Source organism: Pseudonocardia autotrophica, assembly GCF_003945385.1.
Classification (GTDB): domain Bacteria; phylum Actinomycetota; class Actinomycetes; order Mycobacteriales; family Pseudonocardiaceae; genus Pseudonocardia; species Pseudonocardia autotrophica.
Genome location: NZ_AP018920.1, coordinates 650,143 through 667,905 on the forward strand (window position 1 = coordinate 650,143; position 17,763 = coordinate 667,905).

Genomic DNA, 17,763 nt, shown 5'->3' on the forward strand with positions numbered 1-17,763 from the left:
CCCATCCTCACAGGACCGATCCGATGCGCCGCTACGGAGTCCGCCGTGCCACGCCGAGCTGGTCGAGCATCCGGCGGTCACGCTTGGTCGGACGGCCCGCGCCGCGGTCGCGACGCGCGAACACCGGCACCCCGGGCCCGGTCGGCTCGACCGGGGTGTGGTCGATGTAGCACTCCTGGGCGATCGGGGCGCCCACCCGCTTCTCGATCACCCGGGTGACCTCGACGATCCGGTTGTTGTCGTACACGCGGGCCCGGACCCGGTCGCCGACCCGCACCGGGGCAGCCGGTTTCGCCGGCCGGTCGTTGATCCGCACGTGCCCGCCACGGCAGGCCGTCGCGGCGTCGGCACGCGTCTTCGCCAGGCGCACCGACCACAGCCAGCGGTCCACGCGGGTCGCGTCCATCCGGACATCGTGCCATCGCCGGGCCGCCGGGCGCGCGTCGTTCAGTAGTGGGTGACCCCCGGGGTGCCGCCGCCGGCCGCGACCGCGTCTCCGTTGATCGCGACCGAACGCGGCGAACACAGGAAGGTGATGACGTCGGCGACCTCGGCCGCGGTCGTGATCCGCCCGATGGTCGTCGTCGCGTCCAGGGCGGCCCGTGCGGTGGCCGGGTCGGTGCCGAGCGCGTCCGCCCGCTCCTGCACCAGGCCTGCGGTCCGCTCGGTCTCGGTCAGCCCGGGATGCACGACCGTCACGTTCACCCCGTGCGGACCGAGCTCCTCGGCCAGCGCCGCCGTCATCGAGGCGACGGCCACGTTGCGCACCGACCCGACCAGTGAGGTCGACTTCCGCGCGTTCAGCCCGCTGACGTTCACGATCCGCCCCCAGCCCTGCGCCGTCATCAGCGGTGCGACGGCGCGGGCGAAGCGCAGGTAGCCGAGCAGCTTCGTCTCCAGCTCGGCACGCACCACGTCATCGGTGATCGACCCCAGCCCGGTCGGTACCCCCGAGCTCGCCGGTCGTGCGGCCGCGTTCACCAGCACGTCGACGCCGCCGAAGCGGTCCGCCACGGTGTCCACCGCGGCCCGCACCGCCGCGTCGTCGTCGCTGTCGGCGGTCACCGTGAGGACGTCCGGAGCACCGGACCCGCGCAGCGACCCGGCCGCGTCGGCGAGCCGGTCCGGATCGCGGGCCACCAGCGCGACCCGGACCCCCTCGGCGGAGAGGGCCCGGGCCGTCGCCAATCCGATGCCGCGGCTCCCACCCGTCACGATCGCCCGCCGCCCGGCCAGATGCAGATCCATACGGCCGAGCGTGCCGCAACGGTCGGTGCCGCGCACCTGGCTACGGTGTGCGGTGTGGCCGAGCCCGTTGATTCCGTTCTCCTCGTGTTCAACCCGGGCAGCACCGGCGACGCCGACGTGCTCGCCCGAGCTCTGCGCGACGAGCTCGCCGAGGCCCGGCCCGAACTGCCCGTGCAGCTGCGCCCGACCGAGTACGCCGGGCACGCCCGGGAGATCGCCCGGGAGGCCGCGTCCGGCCCGGGGCGTCCGCTGATCGTGTCCGCCAGCGGCGACGGCGGCTACAACGAGGTCGTCAACGGGATCATGGACGTGCCCGGGACCGAGGCGGCCGCCGCCGTGCTCGCCGCCGGGAACGCCAACGACCACGACCGCGTCACCAGCCGTCGTCCGCTCGCCGAAGCCGTGCTGGACGGCCGCACCGAGCGGATGGACCTGCTGGAGCTGCACCGCGGCGACGATCCGCCGCACTACGCGCACTCCTACATCGGTTTCGGCCTGACCCCGGTGGTCGCGTTGCAGATCGAGAAGGGCGGCAAGGGCACGCTGCGCGAGATCATCACGACGGTGCGCTCGTTCTGGGCGTTCACCCCGTTCGAGATCGAGTTCGGCCCCGGCGACCGGCGGCGGATCGACAACCTGGTGTTCGCGAACATCGGCGAGATGGCGAAGGTCGCCGAGCTCAGCGAGACCAGCAGGCCCGACGACGGCCGGTTCGAGGTCGTCCTGCTCGAGCACCGTCCGAAGTGGAAGCAGATCGCGATCGCCGTGCGCGCCGCGGTGAAGGGCCTCGGCCGGCAGCCCGCGACCCGCGAGTTCCGGTTCACCACCTGCGGCCCGATGCCGGTGCAGATCGACGGCGAGCTCTCCGACGTCGAGGCGGGCACCGCGGTGCGGGTGCGCTGCGCGGCGGGCGCGCTGCACGTCGTGCGCTGATCAGTCCGAGCGCCCGGCCAGGGTGAACTCGACCGTCCCGAGCGCGCCCGCGTCGCCGAACGTCGCGCGGACGCTCGCGCCCGCCCGGGTGCCGACCGGAACCGTCGTCGTGCCGGTGATCACCAGATCGCCGGCGTCCAACCGGGCGCCGTACTGCGGGAGCGTGTCGGCCAGCCAGCCCAGGGCCGCCCACGGATCACCCAGGACGGCCGCGCCGGTGCCGGTGGCGACGTCGTCGTCCACCTGCAGGGAGGTCGGCGTCGCGGCCAGGTCGAGATCGGACGCCCCGTCGATCTCCGGGCCGAGGACGAACCGGCCGGCACAGGCCGCGTCGGCCAGCAGCGACGGCCCGCCGGCGGCGACGAAGTCGTCGAACCGGGAATCCGGCAGCTCCACTGCGCAGTGCACGGCCGAGACCGCGGCACGCAGCTCCTCCCGGGACGCCCCGGCGCCGACGGCCGCGCCCATCCGGAACGCGAACTCGGCCTCGGCGACGGCCATGTGCAGCCCGTCCGACGGGACGATGTCACCCGGGGCGTGCCGGAACCGTTCGAACAGGATGCCGGGCAGCGGCGCATCGACACCGATGTGTGCCTGGCCGGCCTTCGCGGTGGCGGCCAGCTTCCAGCCGCATGCCGGCCCGGCGCGCTCGGAGAGCCTCCGCTGTGCCGCGAACCCCTCGGCGAGGGTGCGCGGGCGCAGCAGCTCGGGCAGCGCTGCGAGCCGCTCGCCGGTGGTCCAGGCCTGCCACAGTGCACCGGCGGTGCCGTCGGCGCGGACGAGATCGACGGCGGACGGCTCGACCTCGCCGCGGTCGGTGTGACTGTGTGCGGTCATCGGGGCGGGATCCTGCCAGGTCCCGCCTCAGCGCCCGTCGAGGACCTCGGCGATCCGGCGGACGCGCTCGTCGGCGAGCGCCTCCTCCAGCGTCACCGGCAGCGGGATCCGCCAGTTCGGGTACTCGTCGAGGGTGCCGGGCAGGTTCGGCTGCCGGGGTTCGCCGAGGATGTCGTAGAGCGAGGCGAGTACCAGCCGCGACGGGGCCGCGGCGAGGAGACGGTGCAGGGCGACGACGATCTCGTCCTCGTCGGTCACGTCCGGGGAGGGCAGCAGCCCCTCTGCCGCGAGCAGGGCGAGCAGCTCGTCGCGCTCGACGGCCGCCTTCACCTCCTCGGCGCGCGGGTCGTCGAGCAGGTCCAGCTCCGCCCGGACCCGTACGTGCTCGCCTCGCAGGAAACCGGATGCGGTCGGCAGGTCGTGGGTGGAGATCGTCGCGACCGAACGCTCCGGCCAGCGGGACGGGCGGCGCAGCGGGCCGTCGTCGCCACCGGTCACCGGATCGGGATCGCGGGAGAACCACAGCACCGTCGAGCCCAGCAGGTTCCGCTCGGTCATGTCCTCGCGGATCCGGGGCAGCACGGTGCCGAGGTCCTCACCGACGACCAGGGCGTCGGCCCGGTGCGCCTCCAGCAGTAGCACGGCGAGCATCGCGTCGGCGTCGTAGTGCACGTAGGTGCCACGGTCGGCGCTCTCGCCCGCCGGCACCCACCACAGTCGCCACAGCCCCATCACGTGATCGATGCGCAGACCGTCGGCGTGCTGCAGCAGCGCCCGCACCATGTCGCCGAACGCGCCGAAACCGGTGGCGGCCAGCCGGTCCGGCCGCCACGGCGGGAGGCCCCAGCTCTGCCCGCGCTGGTTGAACGCGTCCGGTGGGGCGCCGACGCTCGCGTCGAGGGCCAGCACGTCCTGCCACATCCAGGCGTCGGCGCCCTCCGGGTCGCAGCCGACGGCCAGATCGTGGATCACCCCGACCGGCATCCCGGCCTCGCGGGCCGCGGACCGGACGCCGGCCAGCTGCGCCTCGGCCTGGCGCTGCACCCAGGTGTGGAACGCGATCCGCGGGGCCAGTGCCCGGTGCGCGGCGGCGATCCCGGCGCCGTCCGGCCGTCGCAGGTCGCTCGGCCAGCGGGACCAGCGGGCGCCGTAGCGCTCGGCCAGCGCGCAGTAGGTGGCGAAGCTCGTCAGGTCCGGATCGGGTTCGCCGTCGGGGTGGCCTGCGCTGCGCCACAACGCCTCCAGCGCCGAGCGCTTCGCCGCCCACACCCGGTCGTGCGCGATCCGGTCGCCGGTGGTCTCCGGGCGCAGCGCGTCGACCTCGGCGCGGGTGGCGGCATCGGCGGCGGCGTACGCGGGCAGGTCGGTGACCCGCAGCGCGAGCGGCGTCGTGTAGCGGCGCGACGACGGCATGTACGGCGAGGGCTGCACCGGCGGCACCGGGGTGATCGCGTGCAGCGGGTTGAGCAGCACCGCGCCGGCGCCGTGCCCACCGCGCACCAGCTCGGTCAGGTCACCGAGATCACCGATGCCCCAGGAGCGCTGCGAGTGCAGGGCGTAGAGCTGCAGCATCCAGCCCCACGTCCGTGGCGGGTCGGGCAGTGCGGGCGGTGCGACGACCACCGCCGACCGGCCGGCGTCGGTCTCGAGCAGGTACCGGCCCGGTTCGAGACCGGTGGGCAGCACGCCGTCCACATCGGAGGCCCGGCCGATCGCGTCGCCGTCGGTGGCGGTCAGCCGGCCCCGGCCGGGGAGCGGCCTGGACCGGTCGGCGCGGTGCCCGATCGTCGCCGGGAGCGGTGCGCGTTGCCGGGCGCCGGCGAGCGCGACCCGCTGCGCGCCGGGGCCGGAGACGTCGATCTCCAGCAGGCCCAGCACGTTCCGCACGACGGCGGCGTCGATCGGCTTCTCGGTGCGGGTGCCGTCGAGGTAGGAGGTCGCGACGCCGTACGCGTCGGCGATCTCGGCGAGCTCGGGGTCCACCGGGTCGCGGGTCATGGGGAGATCCTGACCGATCCGTCCGGACGCGGCGCGGGGCGGTGGTCCCACCAGCGCCGACACCGACACGCGGGCAGGGTTCAGCCGCACCGGACAGGAGGTCAACGGTGCTACGGTGCGTCGCCGGACATGCCGACCGGGTCACCGGAGCCGCAGGTACCCGACGCGGCGCCGGGCGTCCCCGGTTCGACCGTGTCATGGGACCGGTCCGTGGTGTTCCGGCAGGAGGATCTCCAGATGTCGACGTGGGCCCTGCTGGGGCTGTTGGTGGTGGTGCTGGTGGCCGTCGGGATCGCAGCGTTCCTGCGGTGGGGGCGGGGCCGGGACGACAACCCGACGTCGCACGACGACGAGGCACGTCCGAGGACCGTCGCGGACCTGGTCGATCGCCGGGCCCGTGGGCTCGACGACGACGTCCCCGCGCCGGAGCCGGCCGTGGAGCACGCCGGGGAACCCGAGTTCCCCGAGCCCGCCCCGGCCGATCCGGTCGCCGAGGACACCGAGCCCGAGGACGCCGAGCCCGAGGACGCCGATCCCACCGGGCCCATCGAGGCCGGTGGGACGGCTGCGGTCGCCGAGTCCGATGCGGTCGCCGGCACGACTGCGGACCCGGACGATCCGGAGCCGGTCGGCCGCGAGGTGCCGCGGTCGGAGCTCGGGTCGCTCGGTGTAGCGGTCTCGTCGGCGCCCGACATCACCGACGCCGCCGCGGACACCGCGGAGGACGAGACGACCGACCGGATCCCCGAGGTCCGCTCCGCCGAGCCGCGGATCACCCCGGACGTGAGCGCCGGGCCGGTCGGTCCGCCGTGGTCGCGTGGATTCAAGGACGGCAAGCCGGTCGAGCCGGTCGACCCGCCCACGGCGCCGACCCGGCCGGTGCCGAGCCCGACCCCGATCGCCCGCAGGCGCCCGATCGAGCGGCCCCGTACCGACTCCGACGTTCTCGGACCGGACAGCTCGGCGCCGGACATCAGCACGCCGGACCGTGGAGTCGCTGCGCCGACGGCCGGTGGGCTCGCCTCGATCGCGGCGTTCCGCGCGGCCCGCGGCGAACGCCCCGGGCCGGACGGTGCCGCCCCGGTGCGCCCCGCCGCGAGTGCCGGATTGCCGGTCGACGAGGACCTGATCCAGGAGCACGACGCCGGGCAGGACCCGAACGCCCCGGTGCCCGAGGTGGAGGTCGACGCGGTCACCGCGTCGCGGGTGCGCGCCGACGACGGGGTGGGCGCTGAGCCGATCGACTTCGGGCGCGGTGTGCAGGCCGCCGGAGCGGCGGGACCGGACGCGGGTGCTGCCTCGGATGGCGCTGCTGTGCTGGATGACGCTGCTGTGTCGGACGAGGCTGCCGGCTCGGATGAGGTTGCGTCGGTGGGTGACGCTGCATCGGGAGCTGTGGCCGCGCCGGTCGGAGATGCCGCGCCGGCTGCTGGGACTGCGCCGGTCGGCGAGGTTGTGCCGGTTGCTGCGGCCGCGCCGATGGATGGGGCCGCGCCGGGCGAGGACCCCGCGCCGGGTGGGGATGCTGCGCTGAGCGCCGCCGCCGCACCGGGCCACGACGCCGCACCGGGCGAGGACACTGCGTCGGGCGACGACGCTGCACCGGGAATCGGTGCCGGTCGGATTGCCGCGCTCGCCGGCGGGGCCGTCGCCGCGACGGCGACCGCCGCGGTGGTGACCGCGGGGCGTGCCGGCGACGGCGCCGGATCCACCGACGAGGCCGCCGGCTCCGAGCCGTCCGAGGACACCGAGCGGTCCGCGCAGACCGACGAGCTGTCCGCGACTCCCGGAGGGACCGAGGACCCCGCCGAGCCCACCCGGGCCCACGGGGCGACCGAGGCGGACCGGGCCACCGGGGAGATCGAGCCCGCTCCGGCTGCCGGGGAGACCGAGCCCGCCCCGGTCGCCGGGGAGACGGAGCCTGCCCTGGCCACCGAGGACACCGAGCCCGCCCTGGCCACCGGGGACACCGAGCCCGCCCGGACCGTCGGGGAGACCGAGCTCCCCGCGGCCGCCGTGGCATCCGAGGAACCCGAGGACACCGGGGCCGCCGTGATCGCGGGCGCCCCGACCGTCCTCCCGGTCCGGTCCGACCCGCGGTCCCCGGTCGATCCCGACCTGGTCAAGCGGGTGACCGCGGTCCCGGCGGAGCGTCCGATCCCTCGTGGCCAGGCCACCCCGGACACCGAACGCGAGTTCCGTGAGGCGCGGGACCGGATCACCGGCCAGCCGAACTGGAGCAGCCGGGTGCCCGAGCAGGCGAGTGCCTCGGAGCGCATCGGCAGCGAGGCCCGGATCGCGAGCATCGGGCTGGCGGCCACCGGCCCCCGGGAGTCCGGTGAGAACCCCGAACCGCCGCCCCGGCCCGCCCCGCGCCTGCTGCGGTCGACCCGCCCGGTCGCGGAGCGTCCGGAGCCGCCGCCCGCGGCCGATCCCGTGCCGCCGCCGGCGACACCGGCACCCGAACCGGAGGCCCCGCCGACCGTGCGCACCGCCGCCGTCGACCCGGTGAACCCCGCGGTCCAGGCCGGCGACCGGGCCGAGGACGTCGCACTCACGGTGCGCCGCTCCGGCCCCGCGCCGGACGCGGTCGTCCCCGGAACCGCCCCACAGGACGTCGAGATCCGGGTACTCGGACCGGACGACGCGGCACTGCCCGGTGCCGCCGTCGCACTCCGGGACCGGGCGGGCAGCCCGACCGGATCCGCCGTGACCGGCGCCGACGGCATCGCCCGGATCCCGGCACCCGGGGCGGGCGAGTTCGCCGTCGTCGCACGCCTGGACGGGCACCGGCCCGGCGTCGCCGCCTTCTCGGTGGCCGACACCGCCGCCGCGGTCACGGTGCGGCTGCGGCCCTCCGCCTCCGTGCACGGCACGGTCCGGACGGACGACGGAGCAGCCGCGGACGTCCCGGTCGCGCTGGAGCAGGACGGCGAACCGGTCGCCGAGACCCGGACCGGCCCGGACGGCACGTTCCGGCTCACCGATCTGGACCCTGGCCGGTACCGGCTCGTCACGGGCACCGGCGCCACCGCGTCCGGAGTGGACGTCGAGGTGCCCGCGGGCGGTGACGTCGAGCAGGACGTGACGGCGTCGTGACCGGCGAGCCGGACGTGCAGGGCAGGCTGCCCGGCGTCGGCGGGATCGAGCTCTTCTGGCAGGGCTGGCTGCCCGACGGCGATCCGACCGGCGTGCTGCTCGTCAGTCACGGCATCGGCGAGCACTCCGGCCGCTACGGCTCCGTCGTCGACGCGCTGCGACCCGACGGCTGGGCGGTGTACGGGCTCGACCACCGCGGGCACGGCCGATCCGGCGGGCCCCGGGTGCACGTCCGCCGCTACGACGATCTGCTGCAGGACTTCGAGACGTTCCGGCGGGAGATCGTCGCCCGCCATCCCGGCCTCCCGGTGTTCCTGCTGGGGCACAGCCTGGGCGGGCAGATCGCGCTCGCCTACGCGCTGCGGCACCAGAACCGGCTCACCGGGCTCGCGCTGTCGGCGCCCGCGCTGGCCTCGGACACGGTCCCGGCGGTGCTCGTCCCGGTGCTGTCGCTGGTGTCCCGGGTGCTGCCCACGGTGCGTCCGGTCGGGATCGACACCGACGCGATCAGCTCCGATCCCGCCGTCGTCGCCGACTACCGGGCCGATCCGCTGGTCCACCACGGCAATCCGACCCTCGCGCTGGGGGCCGCGGTCTACGCGACGATGGACACCCTCCCGGCGCGGGCGGCCGAGTTGCGGCTGCCGCTGCTGGTGCAGCACGGCACCGCCGACCGGCTCACCGACCCGGCGGGTACCCGCACACTCGACGAGTCGAGCGGCTCGCCGGACACCACGGTGCGCTGGTACGAGGGCTTCTGGCACGAGATCTTCCACGAGCCCGGCCGTGACCGGCCGCTGTCCGACCTGCGGCAGTGGCTGGGCGAGCGCCGCGACGCCGCCGCGGGGCAGCGGGCCTGATCCGCTCCGGCGGCACGGCCCGCCGGATGGTGGAATCGTGGGCGCAGCAACGGCGAACGAGGTGGCGCGCACGGTGACCAGGTCCGACGATCAGGCGGCGGACGCCGCCGTCCCCGTGCGCACCCTGCTGGAGACGATCGACTGGTCGTCGACCCCGCTCGGCCCGCGCCCGGACTGGGACCGCGAGCTGGAGGACTCGATCCGGTTCATGCTGGAGAGCCGGCAGGCGCTGGTCGTGTGGTGGGGCCCCGAGCTGGTGCTCTTCTACAACGACGTGTTCGCCGAGCGCTCGGGACTGCGGCACCCGTCGGCCTTCGGACGTCCGATGCGGGAGGGCTGGCCGGAGATCACCGATCATCTCGCCGACGAGCTGGTCGAGCTGCTGGCCGGCGGCCGGGAGGGCATCTACCGGGCCGACGACAAGATCGTCCTGAACCGGTGGGGGCATCCGGAGGCCAGCTGGTGGAACTACTCGGCCACGCCGGTGCGCGGGCCGGACGGTGAGGTCCGCGGCCTGATCACGCTGATCACCGAGGTCACCGGGAGCGTCGTGGCGTCGCGCCGGATGGCGGTACTCGCCGCGCTCGGTGAGGTCGTGCGGGACTCCCCGACGATGGACGTCGCCGTCGAACGACTGCAGGCGGTGCTCGGCGACGCCGTCGAGGACATCGCCTGCGCGGTCGTCGCCGTCGCCGGCCCGGAGCCGCGGACCCTCACCACGGTCCGGGTGACCGCACCGCCGGAGGGGTGGCTGCCCACCGACGAGGGCCCGGACGCCGGGGCCGCGGTCGAGTTCGTCACCGTCGCACCGGTGCCCGGAGCCGACGGCCCGGTGACCGACGTGGCGCGCTCGGTCATGCACACCCCCGACGGCGGCACCGGGATCGCGGTGGCGATCGGCGTGCCGCCGCTGCTGCCGCTCGACGAGTCGCAGCGCGCGTTCCTGCGGCTGGTCGCGGGGCACGTCGGGACCGTCCTCGTCGCCGCACTCGCCCGGGACCGCGAGCGCGACCGCCGCGAGGACATCAGCTCCGCCGAACACACCCGCGCCGACTACTACGCGGGTCTCGGCGACGAGTTCCGGGACCCGCTGACCCTGGTACTCGGTCCGCTGGAACGGCTGCGCGACCACACCGACCCGACCGTCCGCGCTCAGATCGACATCGCCCAGCGCAACGCCCAGCGGATGCTGAAGCTCGTCGACGGCTTGCTGGACGCCTCGGCGCTGCACTCCGGCAAGCAGGAGGGCATGTTCGCGCCGACCGAGCTCGGCACGACGACGGCGCAGCTCGTCGCCGCGTTCGCGCCGGTCATGGAGCGGGCGGGCCTGGAGCTGACCCTGGACAGCCCGCCGACCGGGCGTCCGGCGTGGGTGGACCGGGACGCCTGGGAGAAGATCGTCCTCAACCTGCTCAGCAACTCCCTGAAGTACACCGTCGAGGGCGGGGTCCGCGTCGAGCTCGGGCAGGACGGCGAGCAGGTGGTCCTGACCGTCGCCGACACCGGCGCCGGGATCCCGGACGACGAGATCGACACGGTGTTCGAACGCCGCCGCCGGCCCGGCCGGGCCCGCGGCCGGACCAGCGAGGGAAGCGGCCTCGGGCTGCCGCTGATCCGCCAGCTGGTGCGGCTGCACGGCGGCAGCATCGCCGTCGACAGCTCACCCGGCGTCGGCAGCACGTTCACCGTCCGGGTCCCGCTGGGGTTCGCGCACCTGGCCCAGGACCGGCTGGTCCGGTCCCGGACCGGTGCCCGCAGCACCCCGCGGCTCGCCGGCCCGTACGTGGCGGAGGCGCTGCGCTGGCTGCCCGACCCGCCCGACGGTGTCTGTCCGGACGGCACGGTCCCGGCCCGGGGCCGCTCCGTGGACGCGTCGGTCATCGACGGGCTCGACCTGGAACACCGGGACCGGGTGCTGGTCGTCGACGACGACCGCGAGATGCGCGGCTACCTGCGGGACCTGCTCGCCGAGCGGTGGACGGTGCAGGTCGTCGCGGACGGCGCGGCCGCGCTGGACGCGGCCCGCACCGACCCACCCGATCTGGTCGTCGCCGACGCGGCGCTGCCCGCGAGCGGTGGTATCGAGCTGCTGCGGGCGCTGCGCTCCGATCCGCGGACGGTCGGGGTTCCGGTGGTGCTGCTGTCCTCGCGGGCCGGTGAGGAGGCCGCGGTCGAGGGCTTCGCCGCGGGCGCCGACGACTACCTGGTCCGGCCGTTCTCCGCCCGCGAGCTGCTGGCACGGGTCACCAACCACCTGCAGCTCGGCCGGGTCCGCCGGGCCGCTGAGCTGCAGTTCCGTGCGATGGCGGACTCCACACCCGCACTGATCTGGGTCGACGACCCGGGCGGGCACCGGCTGTTCGTGAACCGGGGATGGCTCGACTTCACCGGCGTCGACGACCCCGCCGACGAGCTGGGGCCGGCGTGGCGGCGCCGGATCCACCCGGACGACCGCGAGCGCTACCGCTCGGTCACCGAGGCCGCCGCTCGCGCGCACGCCCCGTTCGAGGTCGAGTACCGGCTGTTGGACCGGACCGAGCGGTACCGCTGGGTGCTCGACCGTGGCGCCCCGGTCCGCGACGGCGAACGGTCGGCCGGGTACGTCGGCGGCTGCCTGGACATCGACGTCCAGCACCGGGAGCAGCGCAGGCACCGGATCTACTCCGAGGTCGCCGAGTCGCTGGAGCGGGAGATCACCCGGACCGGACGCACCGATCAGCTCGTCCGTGCGGTCGTCGACGACCGACTGGCGGAGGTCGCGCTGGTGCACGACGCCGAACCGGCCGAGGACGGCGTCACACTCGCCGTCGCCGCCGACCGGGCCGCACTGGAGCCGTCGTTGCGCAGGCTCGGCCCGCTGGTGCCGATGCAGGAGCGGCTCGGCCGCCCGGAGATCATCGCGGCCGAGCGGCTCGACGACGTCCTCGACGGATTGCCCCCGGCGCAGCGCCGCGCCTGGAGCAGGTTGCAGATCCGCTCCGTGATGGTCGTCCCGCTGCCCGCCCGGGGCCGGACCAGTGCGGTGCTCACCGCCGTGCGCACCGAGGCCGGGGCCCCCTACACCGCCGACGACCTGGACCTGCTCTCCGAGATCGGCCGCCGGGCCGGGCTCGCGATCGACAACGCCCGGCTGCTGGAGCAGGAACGGTCCTCGGCCCAGCGGCTCGGTCTGCTGCACCGGGCGACCGCGAAGATGTCCGCGGCGGCCACCGCGGGCGAGGTCGCGGCGATCGCCGCCGACCACATCGTGGACCTGCTCGACGCCGACTTCGCCGGCCTGTGGGAGATCCGCGGCGAGTGGCTGCAGGCGCTGACCGGGCACGGCTGGGACCGCGAGATGTGGCGGCGGGCCGGCCGGATCCGGGCCGACGCACCGATGGCGTTCGCCGACGTGCTCGCCGATCGCGAGCCGCTGTGGTTCTCCGCCGCCCGGGAGTGGGCGGCCCGCTACCCGGCACAGATCGGCGTGGTGCCGGACAACTCGCAGACCCTCGGCTACCTGCCGCTGGTGGCGGGCGGCCGGACGCTCGGCGTGCTCGCCGTGTCGATGCTGGCCGAGCGCACCCTCTCGGAGGGCGACCGGGAGGCCGCGATCGCGGTCGCGGAGCTGGCGGCACAGGCCCTCGACCGCGCGTCCATGCTGGACGCCGAGACCGAGGCCCGGCGACTCGCCGAACGGCTCGGTGCGGTCGCGACCGGGCTGGCCAGGGCGACCGACCTGGACTCGGTCGCGGCGGTCGTCGTCGAGCACGGGCGGAGCTCGATCGGGGCGGCCGCCGTCGCGCTGCTGGTGATCGACGACAACGGTGTGCTCACGCTGCTCGACGAGGCGGGCTGGCCGGACGACGGGCCGCCGATGCGCACGCCGTCGCGCAGCCACCCGCTGAGCCTGGCGATCAGCGGCGGTGAGCCGATCTGGAACGCCCAGGACATGTCCGATGTGCTGCGTTACCCGGTGCACACGGCGGTGCCGCTGATGGTCGCGGCCCGGCCGATCGGCGTGCTCGGCATGCGCTTCGGCCAGGAGCCGACGTTCACGCCGGAGATGCAGAGCTTCGTGCGCACCATGGCGAACCAGTGCGCGCAGGCGATCGTGCGGGCCCAGCTGCACCAGGCCGAGCACGAGGTCGCGGTGACCCTGCAACGCAGCCTGTTGCCGCAGAAACTGCCCGACATCGAACGGCTGTCGCTGGCCACCCGCTACCGGCCGGGGACCCAGGGGACCGAGGCCGGTGGCGACTGGTTCGACGTGCTCGACCTCGACGACGGCATCGTCGCGCTGGTGGTCGGCGACGTCGTCGGCCGGGGCCCGTCGGCCGCGGCCGTGATGGGGCAGCTGCGCAGCGCGGTCGCCGCGAACCTGGTCAACGGCCAGCCCCCGGCCGGGGCGCTCGAACAGCTCGACCAGTTCGCGCTGCGGGTGCGCGGGGCGACCGCCAGCACGGTGGCCGTCGCGCTCGTCGACATCGGCACCGGGGAGCTGCGCTACGCCAGTGCCGGACACCCGCCGCCGCTGCTCGCCGGGCCGGACGGGGTACGGATGCTGTCCGAGGGACGCGGGGTGCCGCTGGGCATCTCCGGCCGCCCCCCGTTCGCCGAGGCCACCGACCGGATCGAGCCGGGGGAGATGATCCTGCTGTGTTCGGACGGCCTGTTCGAGCGCCGCGACGAGGTGATCGACGACGGATTGGCCCGGCTCACCGAGGCGTTCGGCGAGCTCGCCGACGCCCAGCCCCGGGACATGGCCGATCCGCTGCTGAACCGGATGTCCGAGGGCTCGTCGGTGCCGGACGACACGGTGGTCGTGGTGGCCCGGCTGATGCCGCCGCCGCTGCACACGGTGATCGAGGCGGATCCGAAGCGGCTCGCCGCGCTGCGCCGCACGGTCGGCGGCTGGGCGGCGACCTGCGGGATGGGCGCGGACGCGGTCAGCGATCTGCAGCTGACCGTCGGCGAGGCCGTCACCAACGCGATCGAGCACGCGTACCTGCCCGACGACGTCGACGCCGCCGCCGGGGTCGACCTGGAGCTCGCCGTGGCCTCGGACGGCTCGGTCACCGTCCGGGTCGTCGACCGCGGCCGGTGGCGCCCGGCCCCGGCCGATCCCGGCTACCGGGGCCGCGGGATCGCGCTGATCCGGGAGCTGGCCGAGGACGTCGCCATCGAGCCGTCCGACGCCGGCACCACGGTGCGGTTCCGGCTGCCCGCCACCCCGGTGGACGTCGGGACGCCCGGCGCGGGCCCGCCGGTGGAGTTCGTCGCCGGTGAGCCGGAACCGGACCGCGACCTCGCCACCGGAGCCGCCGGAGTCACCGGGGCCGCCGGTGACGACGGGCGCGCGGAACGGACCCGGCTGCGGGTGGCCCCGGATGCGCACGGGGTGCGGCTCACCGTGATCGGGGATCTCGACCCGAGCGGGGTCGCGGCGATCCGCGGCCCACTCGATGAGCACCTGGACCGTGGGCTGCCGGTGACCCTGAACCTGGCGTCCGACTCGTTCGTCAGCAGTGCCGGGATCGCGTTGCTGTCCGAGGTCGCGCGCCGGATGCGCACCGACGGTGTGCCGCTGACCCTGGTCGCGGCTGCCGGGAGCCAGGCCCGGCGCTCGCTGGTGCTCTCCGGGCTGGACACCGTGATCGGGATGTCCGACGAGGGCTGAAGGACCGACCGGATCTATTGTGACGGCGAACACGCAGGTCACGGCTATGGTGTCCGGACAGGGTGTGGTCACGTCCCGCCCGCCGGACGGCTCCTTGAAGCGAGTGTTGCGGTGTGGTGACATCGGTGTCGTGAGTCAGGCAGCGACACTCGGACCCCTGTGGGGAACCCGGCGCGCCGACCACTTCGATCAGGGCTGTCGCCCGAGCTGAGGATCCGTTCCCGCTCTCCCGACATCCCTGGAGTACCACCGTGTCCGCGCCTGTCCGTGCGTCCCGACCCGCCCGCGTCCGCCCCGCCACCGTGCACGCGCGCCCCGTCACCGCGCCCACCCCCTACGACCTCGACGACCTGACCGAGCTGACCCGGGAGATCGCCGCCGAGGTCCGGGCCGGCCGGCACGAGGTCGTCGTCGATCGCGACCGCCGCTGGCACCGGCTGCTGCGCAGCGACGGATTCTGCGACGTCTGGCTGATCAGCTGGGCGACCGAGCAGATCGCCGAGCTGCACGACCACGCCGGTTCGCTCGGCGCGCTGACCGTCGTGTCCGGGTCGCTGACCGAGCGCCGGTGGAGCGGCCCGTCCGGCCTGCGCACCCGCACCCTGCGGCACGGCCGCGGCGCCGGGTTCCCGCTCGGCCACGTGCACGACGTCGCCAACACGGCCGAGGAGGCCGCGGTGAGCGTGCACGCCTACTCGCCGCCGCTGTCGGCGATGTCGTACTACGACGTCGAGGACGTGCCCGCCACCGCCGGGCACCAGCGTCTGCGCCGCACCAGGACCGAGCTGGTCCAGCCCGGACAGGGCGTCGGATGACGGCGGTCGGTGATCTGCTGGCGGCGGCCAGGGCCCGGCTGGACCGGCCCGATCCGCGCCGGGCGGCGGCGCTCGCCGGGGACGGCGCGCTGCTCGTCGACACCCGGCCGGGCTGGCAGCGCGTCGAGGAGGGCGCGATCCCGGGCGCACTGGTGATCGAGCGCAACCACCTGGAATGGCGCCTCGACCCGACCTCGGACGCCCGCATCCCGCAGGCCGTCGACCACGACGTCACCTGGGTGCTGTTCTGCTCCGAGGGGTACAGCTCCAGCCTGGCGGCGGCGTCGCTACAGGACCTGGGCCTGCACCGGGCCACCGACATCGACGGTGGCTTCCGGGCGTGGGCGGCCGCCGGACTGCCGACCGAGCCCGGTCAGGAGGGCCCGTCGGACGCGACCCGCCCGCCGCTCCACCGCGCGTCGAGGTAGCCGGAGACGAGCGCGGTCAGCTCGTCGAGCACGACGTCGCGGCCGAAGTCGGGCGACTCCAGCAGGTAGCTCGTCGCCAGGTGCTCGACCGTGCGGACCACGGTCCAGGCGGCCGCCCGCACGGTGCCGGTGTCGGCCGCGCCACGACTGAGCAGCGCGGTGGCGACCAGGTCGTCGATCCGCCCGGCGAATGCGGCCCGCCGCCCGCCGGGTGCCCGCGGCAGCTGCTCGGCGATCACCCGGACCAGGTCGGGCTGCTCGGCGAACGCGTCGAGCAGTGCCTCCAGGGTGGCCCGGACCGCCGGTGCGGTGCCTGATTCCGGCCCGGGCGCACCGCTCAGGGCGTCGAGGAACGCGCGCGAGACGCGAGCCTCCATCGCGTCCAGGTAGCGGTCGAGCACCTCGGCCAGCACCGCGTCCTTGCCCGGGAAGTACTGGTAGAGCGAGCCCGGCGAGATGCCGGCGGCGGCCGCGATCCGGTTGGTGGACGCACCGTCGTATCCGCGGGTGACCAGCACCTCGCGGCCGGCCTCGACGATCCGTTCCACCATCTGCCGGGAGCGTTCCTGGCGGGGCTCCCGCCGGCGTCCGGTGCGGGCGGTCATGCCGGATCCCGGTACGCGCATTGAACGCGAGCACTTGCTCGTGTCAGCATGCGTTCATGGTGGCAGAGGCGTCGATCTCCCCGGTGTACCCCCGCCGTTTTCGCAGCTCACCGGAACGTAACGCGCGGATCGCCCGGCCGCTCGCGCTGGTGGCCGGGGTGCGCGAGCCCGATCCGGAGCTGCTCGACGAGATCGGCCGCCGGATGCTGCTCCGCGACGAGACCGGGGCCGCGCTGGCCCGCGCGATGGGCCGGGAACGCTCCGATCCCGAGCGGGTGACGATGCGGGCGTTCCACCGGTCGCTGGAGGCCGGCGGGCCATCGGACGACGCGCCGCAGGCACTGCGGGAGTTCTTCGCCGCCGTCACCCCCGAACCGGACTGGGTCGACCACGACCGGCTGGAACGGGGTGGACGCGCCTACCGGCGGCTCGGCCGCAGCCGGGACGACGTGCTGCTCGGACTGTCGCTGATCGGCGGCTACCGCTACGGCGGCCCCACGGAGCTGCTGGTACGGACCGGTGGACTGACCGGCGCCGGGGCGATGCGCCGGCTCGGCGAGACCCAGGCGTGGGGGTTCGCGGTGAGCCGGCCCGGCGGGATGGCCCGTGGCGGGGAGGGCTGGCGGGCGACACTGCACGTCCGGGCGATGCACGCGCTCGTCGCGGACCGGTTCGAGCGCGGTGACCGGTGGGACACCGCCGAGCACGGACTGCCGATCAACCGGTCCGATCTCGCGTCCACCCTCGGGCTGTTCAACAGCACCGCGATCCTCGGCTGCCGGCTGCTCGGCACGCACGTCCCGCGGGCCGACGCCGACGCGATCATGCACCTCTGGCGCTACATCGGCTGGCTGATGGGCGTCGACGACGACTGGCTGTACACCACCGAGCGGGAGCAGAACGCGTTCAACCATCACGTGCTGCTGGCTCAGGGCGACGTGACACCGAGCGGGGCCGAGCTGACCGGGGCACTGGTCGGCGGGCTGCGGGACGAGCGGCCCGGGCTGCGCGGGCGGTGGGAGCGGCGCCGGTTGCTGTCGTTGCTGCGGTTGTTCCTGGGGGCCGAGGGCATGCGCGATCTGGAGCTGCCGGTGTCGCTGCCGTGGATCGTGCCGTCGCAGGTGCTGCGCAATCTCGTGCAGTCGACGGTGGTGGTGCGCTCCGAGCGCGGGCGGCGGTGGCTGGAGGAGCGGTCGGACCGCCGGGTCCGGGCGGATCTCGCCCTGCGCTTCGGGGTCGAGCAGCCGGGACCGCGGGACCTGCCGGCCTGACCGGACGCAC

General features: G+C 75.1%; 12 protein-coding genes. 7 read left to right on the plus strand and 5 right to left on the minus strand.

Features of this window, described 5'->3' with window-relative positions; translation table 11 throughout:
* Positions 1-31: 31 nt before the first annotated feature.
* Together Pdca_RS03205 and Pdca_RS03210 are read right to left on the minus strand one after the other, a co-directional pair.
* Positions 32-406, minus strand: coding sequence for an RNA-binding S4 domain-containing protein (locus tag Pdca_RS03205; protein ID WP_085916200.1), 375 nt, complete (start codon positions 404-406; stop codon positions 32-34).
* 41 nt (positions 407-447) lie between these two features.
* The gene (locus tag Pdca_RS03210; RefSeq protein ID WP_085916206.1) at positions 448-1,248 is read right to left on the minus strand and encodes an SDR family NAD(P)-dependent oxidoreductase; all 801 of its coding nucleotides are present in this window, start codon (positions 1,246-1,248) and stop codon (positions 448-450) included.
* Between the two features lie 54 nt (positions 1,249-1,302).
* On the opposite strand from Pdca_RS03210, the gene Pdca_RS03215 reads away from it, so the two are divergent.
* On the plus strand, positions 1,303-2,181 hold the full coding sequence (locus Pdca_RS03215) for a diacylglycerol/lipid kinase family protein (RefSeq protein WP_197719905.1): 879 nt from the start codon (positions 1,303-1,305) through the stop codon (positions 2,179-2,181).
* Here the strand turns inward: Pdca_RS03215 and Pdca_RS03220 are convergent, their stop codons facing one another.
* Positions 2,182-3,018, minus strand: coding sequence for a 2-keto-4-pentenoate hydratase (locus Pdca_RS03220; RefSeq protein WP_232021394.1), 837 nt, complete (start codon positions 3,016-3,018; stop codon positions 2,182-2,184).
* A 27-nt stretch (positions 3,019-3,045) separates the two neighbouring features.
* A complete protein-coding gene (malQ, locus tag Pdca_RS03225; protein ID WP_085916198.1) occupies positions 3,046-5,016 on the minus strand; it encodes a 4-alpha-glucanotransferase in 1,971 nt (656 codons plus the stop codon).
* A gap of 237 nt (positions 5,017-5,253) precedes the next feature.
* Between malQ and Pdca_RS03230 the strand changes: the two genes are divergently transcribed.
* The 5 genes from Pdca_RS03230 to Pdca_RS03250 all read left to right on the plus strand — a co-directional run bounded on the left by Pdca_RS03230 (position 5,254) and on the right by Pdca_RS03250 (position 15,877).
* On the plus strand, positions 5,254-8,115 hold the full coding sequence (locus Pdca_RS03230) for a carboxypeptidase regulatory-like domain-containing protein (protein ID WP_125911234.1): 2,862 nt from the start codon (positions 5,254-5,256) through the stop codon (positions 8,113-8,115).
* Entirely contained in the window at positions 8,112-8,975 is an 864-nt protein-coding gene (locus tag Pdca_RS03235) for an alpha/beta hydrolase (protein ID WP_085916196.1), read from the plus strand. Before Pdca_RS03230 ends, Pdca_RS03235 begins: the two co-directional genes overlap by 4 nt.
* A 37-nt stretch (positions 8,976-9,012) precedes the next feature.
* Complete coding sequence (locus Pdca_RS03240; protein WP_125911235.1) at positions 9,013-14,634, plus strand: SpoIIE family protein phosphatase; 5,622 nt, start codon at positions 9,013-9,015, stop codon at positions 14,632-14,634.
* A 251-nt stretch (positions 14,635-14,885) separates the two neighbouring features.
* Positions 14,886-15,449, plus strand: a complete 564-nt coding sequence (locus Pdca_RS03245) for a cysteine dioxygenase (RefSeq protein ID WP_085916194.1) — start codon at positions 14,886-14,888, stop codon at positions 15,447-15,449.
* On the plus strand, positions 15,446-15,877 hold the full coding sequence (locus tag Pdca_RS03250) for a rhodanese-like domain-containing protein (protein WP_085916193.1): 432 nt from the start codon (positions 15,446-15,448) through the stop codon (positions 15,875-15,877). Before Pdca_RS03245 ends, Pdca_RS03250 begins: the two co-directional genes overlap by 4 nt.
* On the opposite strand, the gene Pdca_RS03255 is transcribed toward Pdca_RS03250, so the two are convergent.
* Entirely contained in the window at positions 15,823-16,482 is a 660-nt protein-coding gene (locus Pdca_RS03255; RefSeq protein ID WP_197719906.1) for a TetR/AcrR family transcriptional regulator, read from the minus strand. The genes Pdca_RS03250 and Pdca_RS03255 overlap by 55 nt on opposite strands.
* A 56-nt stretch (positions 16,483-16,538) precedes the next feature.
* Here Pdca_RS03255 and Pdca_RS03260 point away from each other — a divergent pair, with 56 nt between their 5' ends.
* Entirely contained in the window at positions 16,539-17,753 is a 1,215-nt protein-coding gene (locus Pdca_RS03260; protein WP_085916192.1) for an oxygenase MpaB family protein, read from the plus strand.
* Positions 17,754-17,763: the final 10 nt, after the last annotated feature.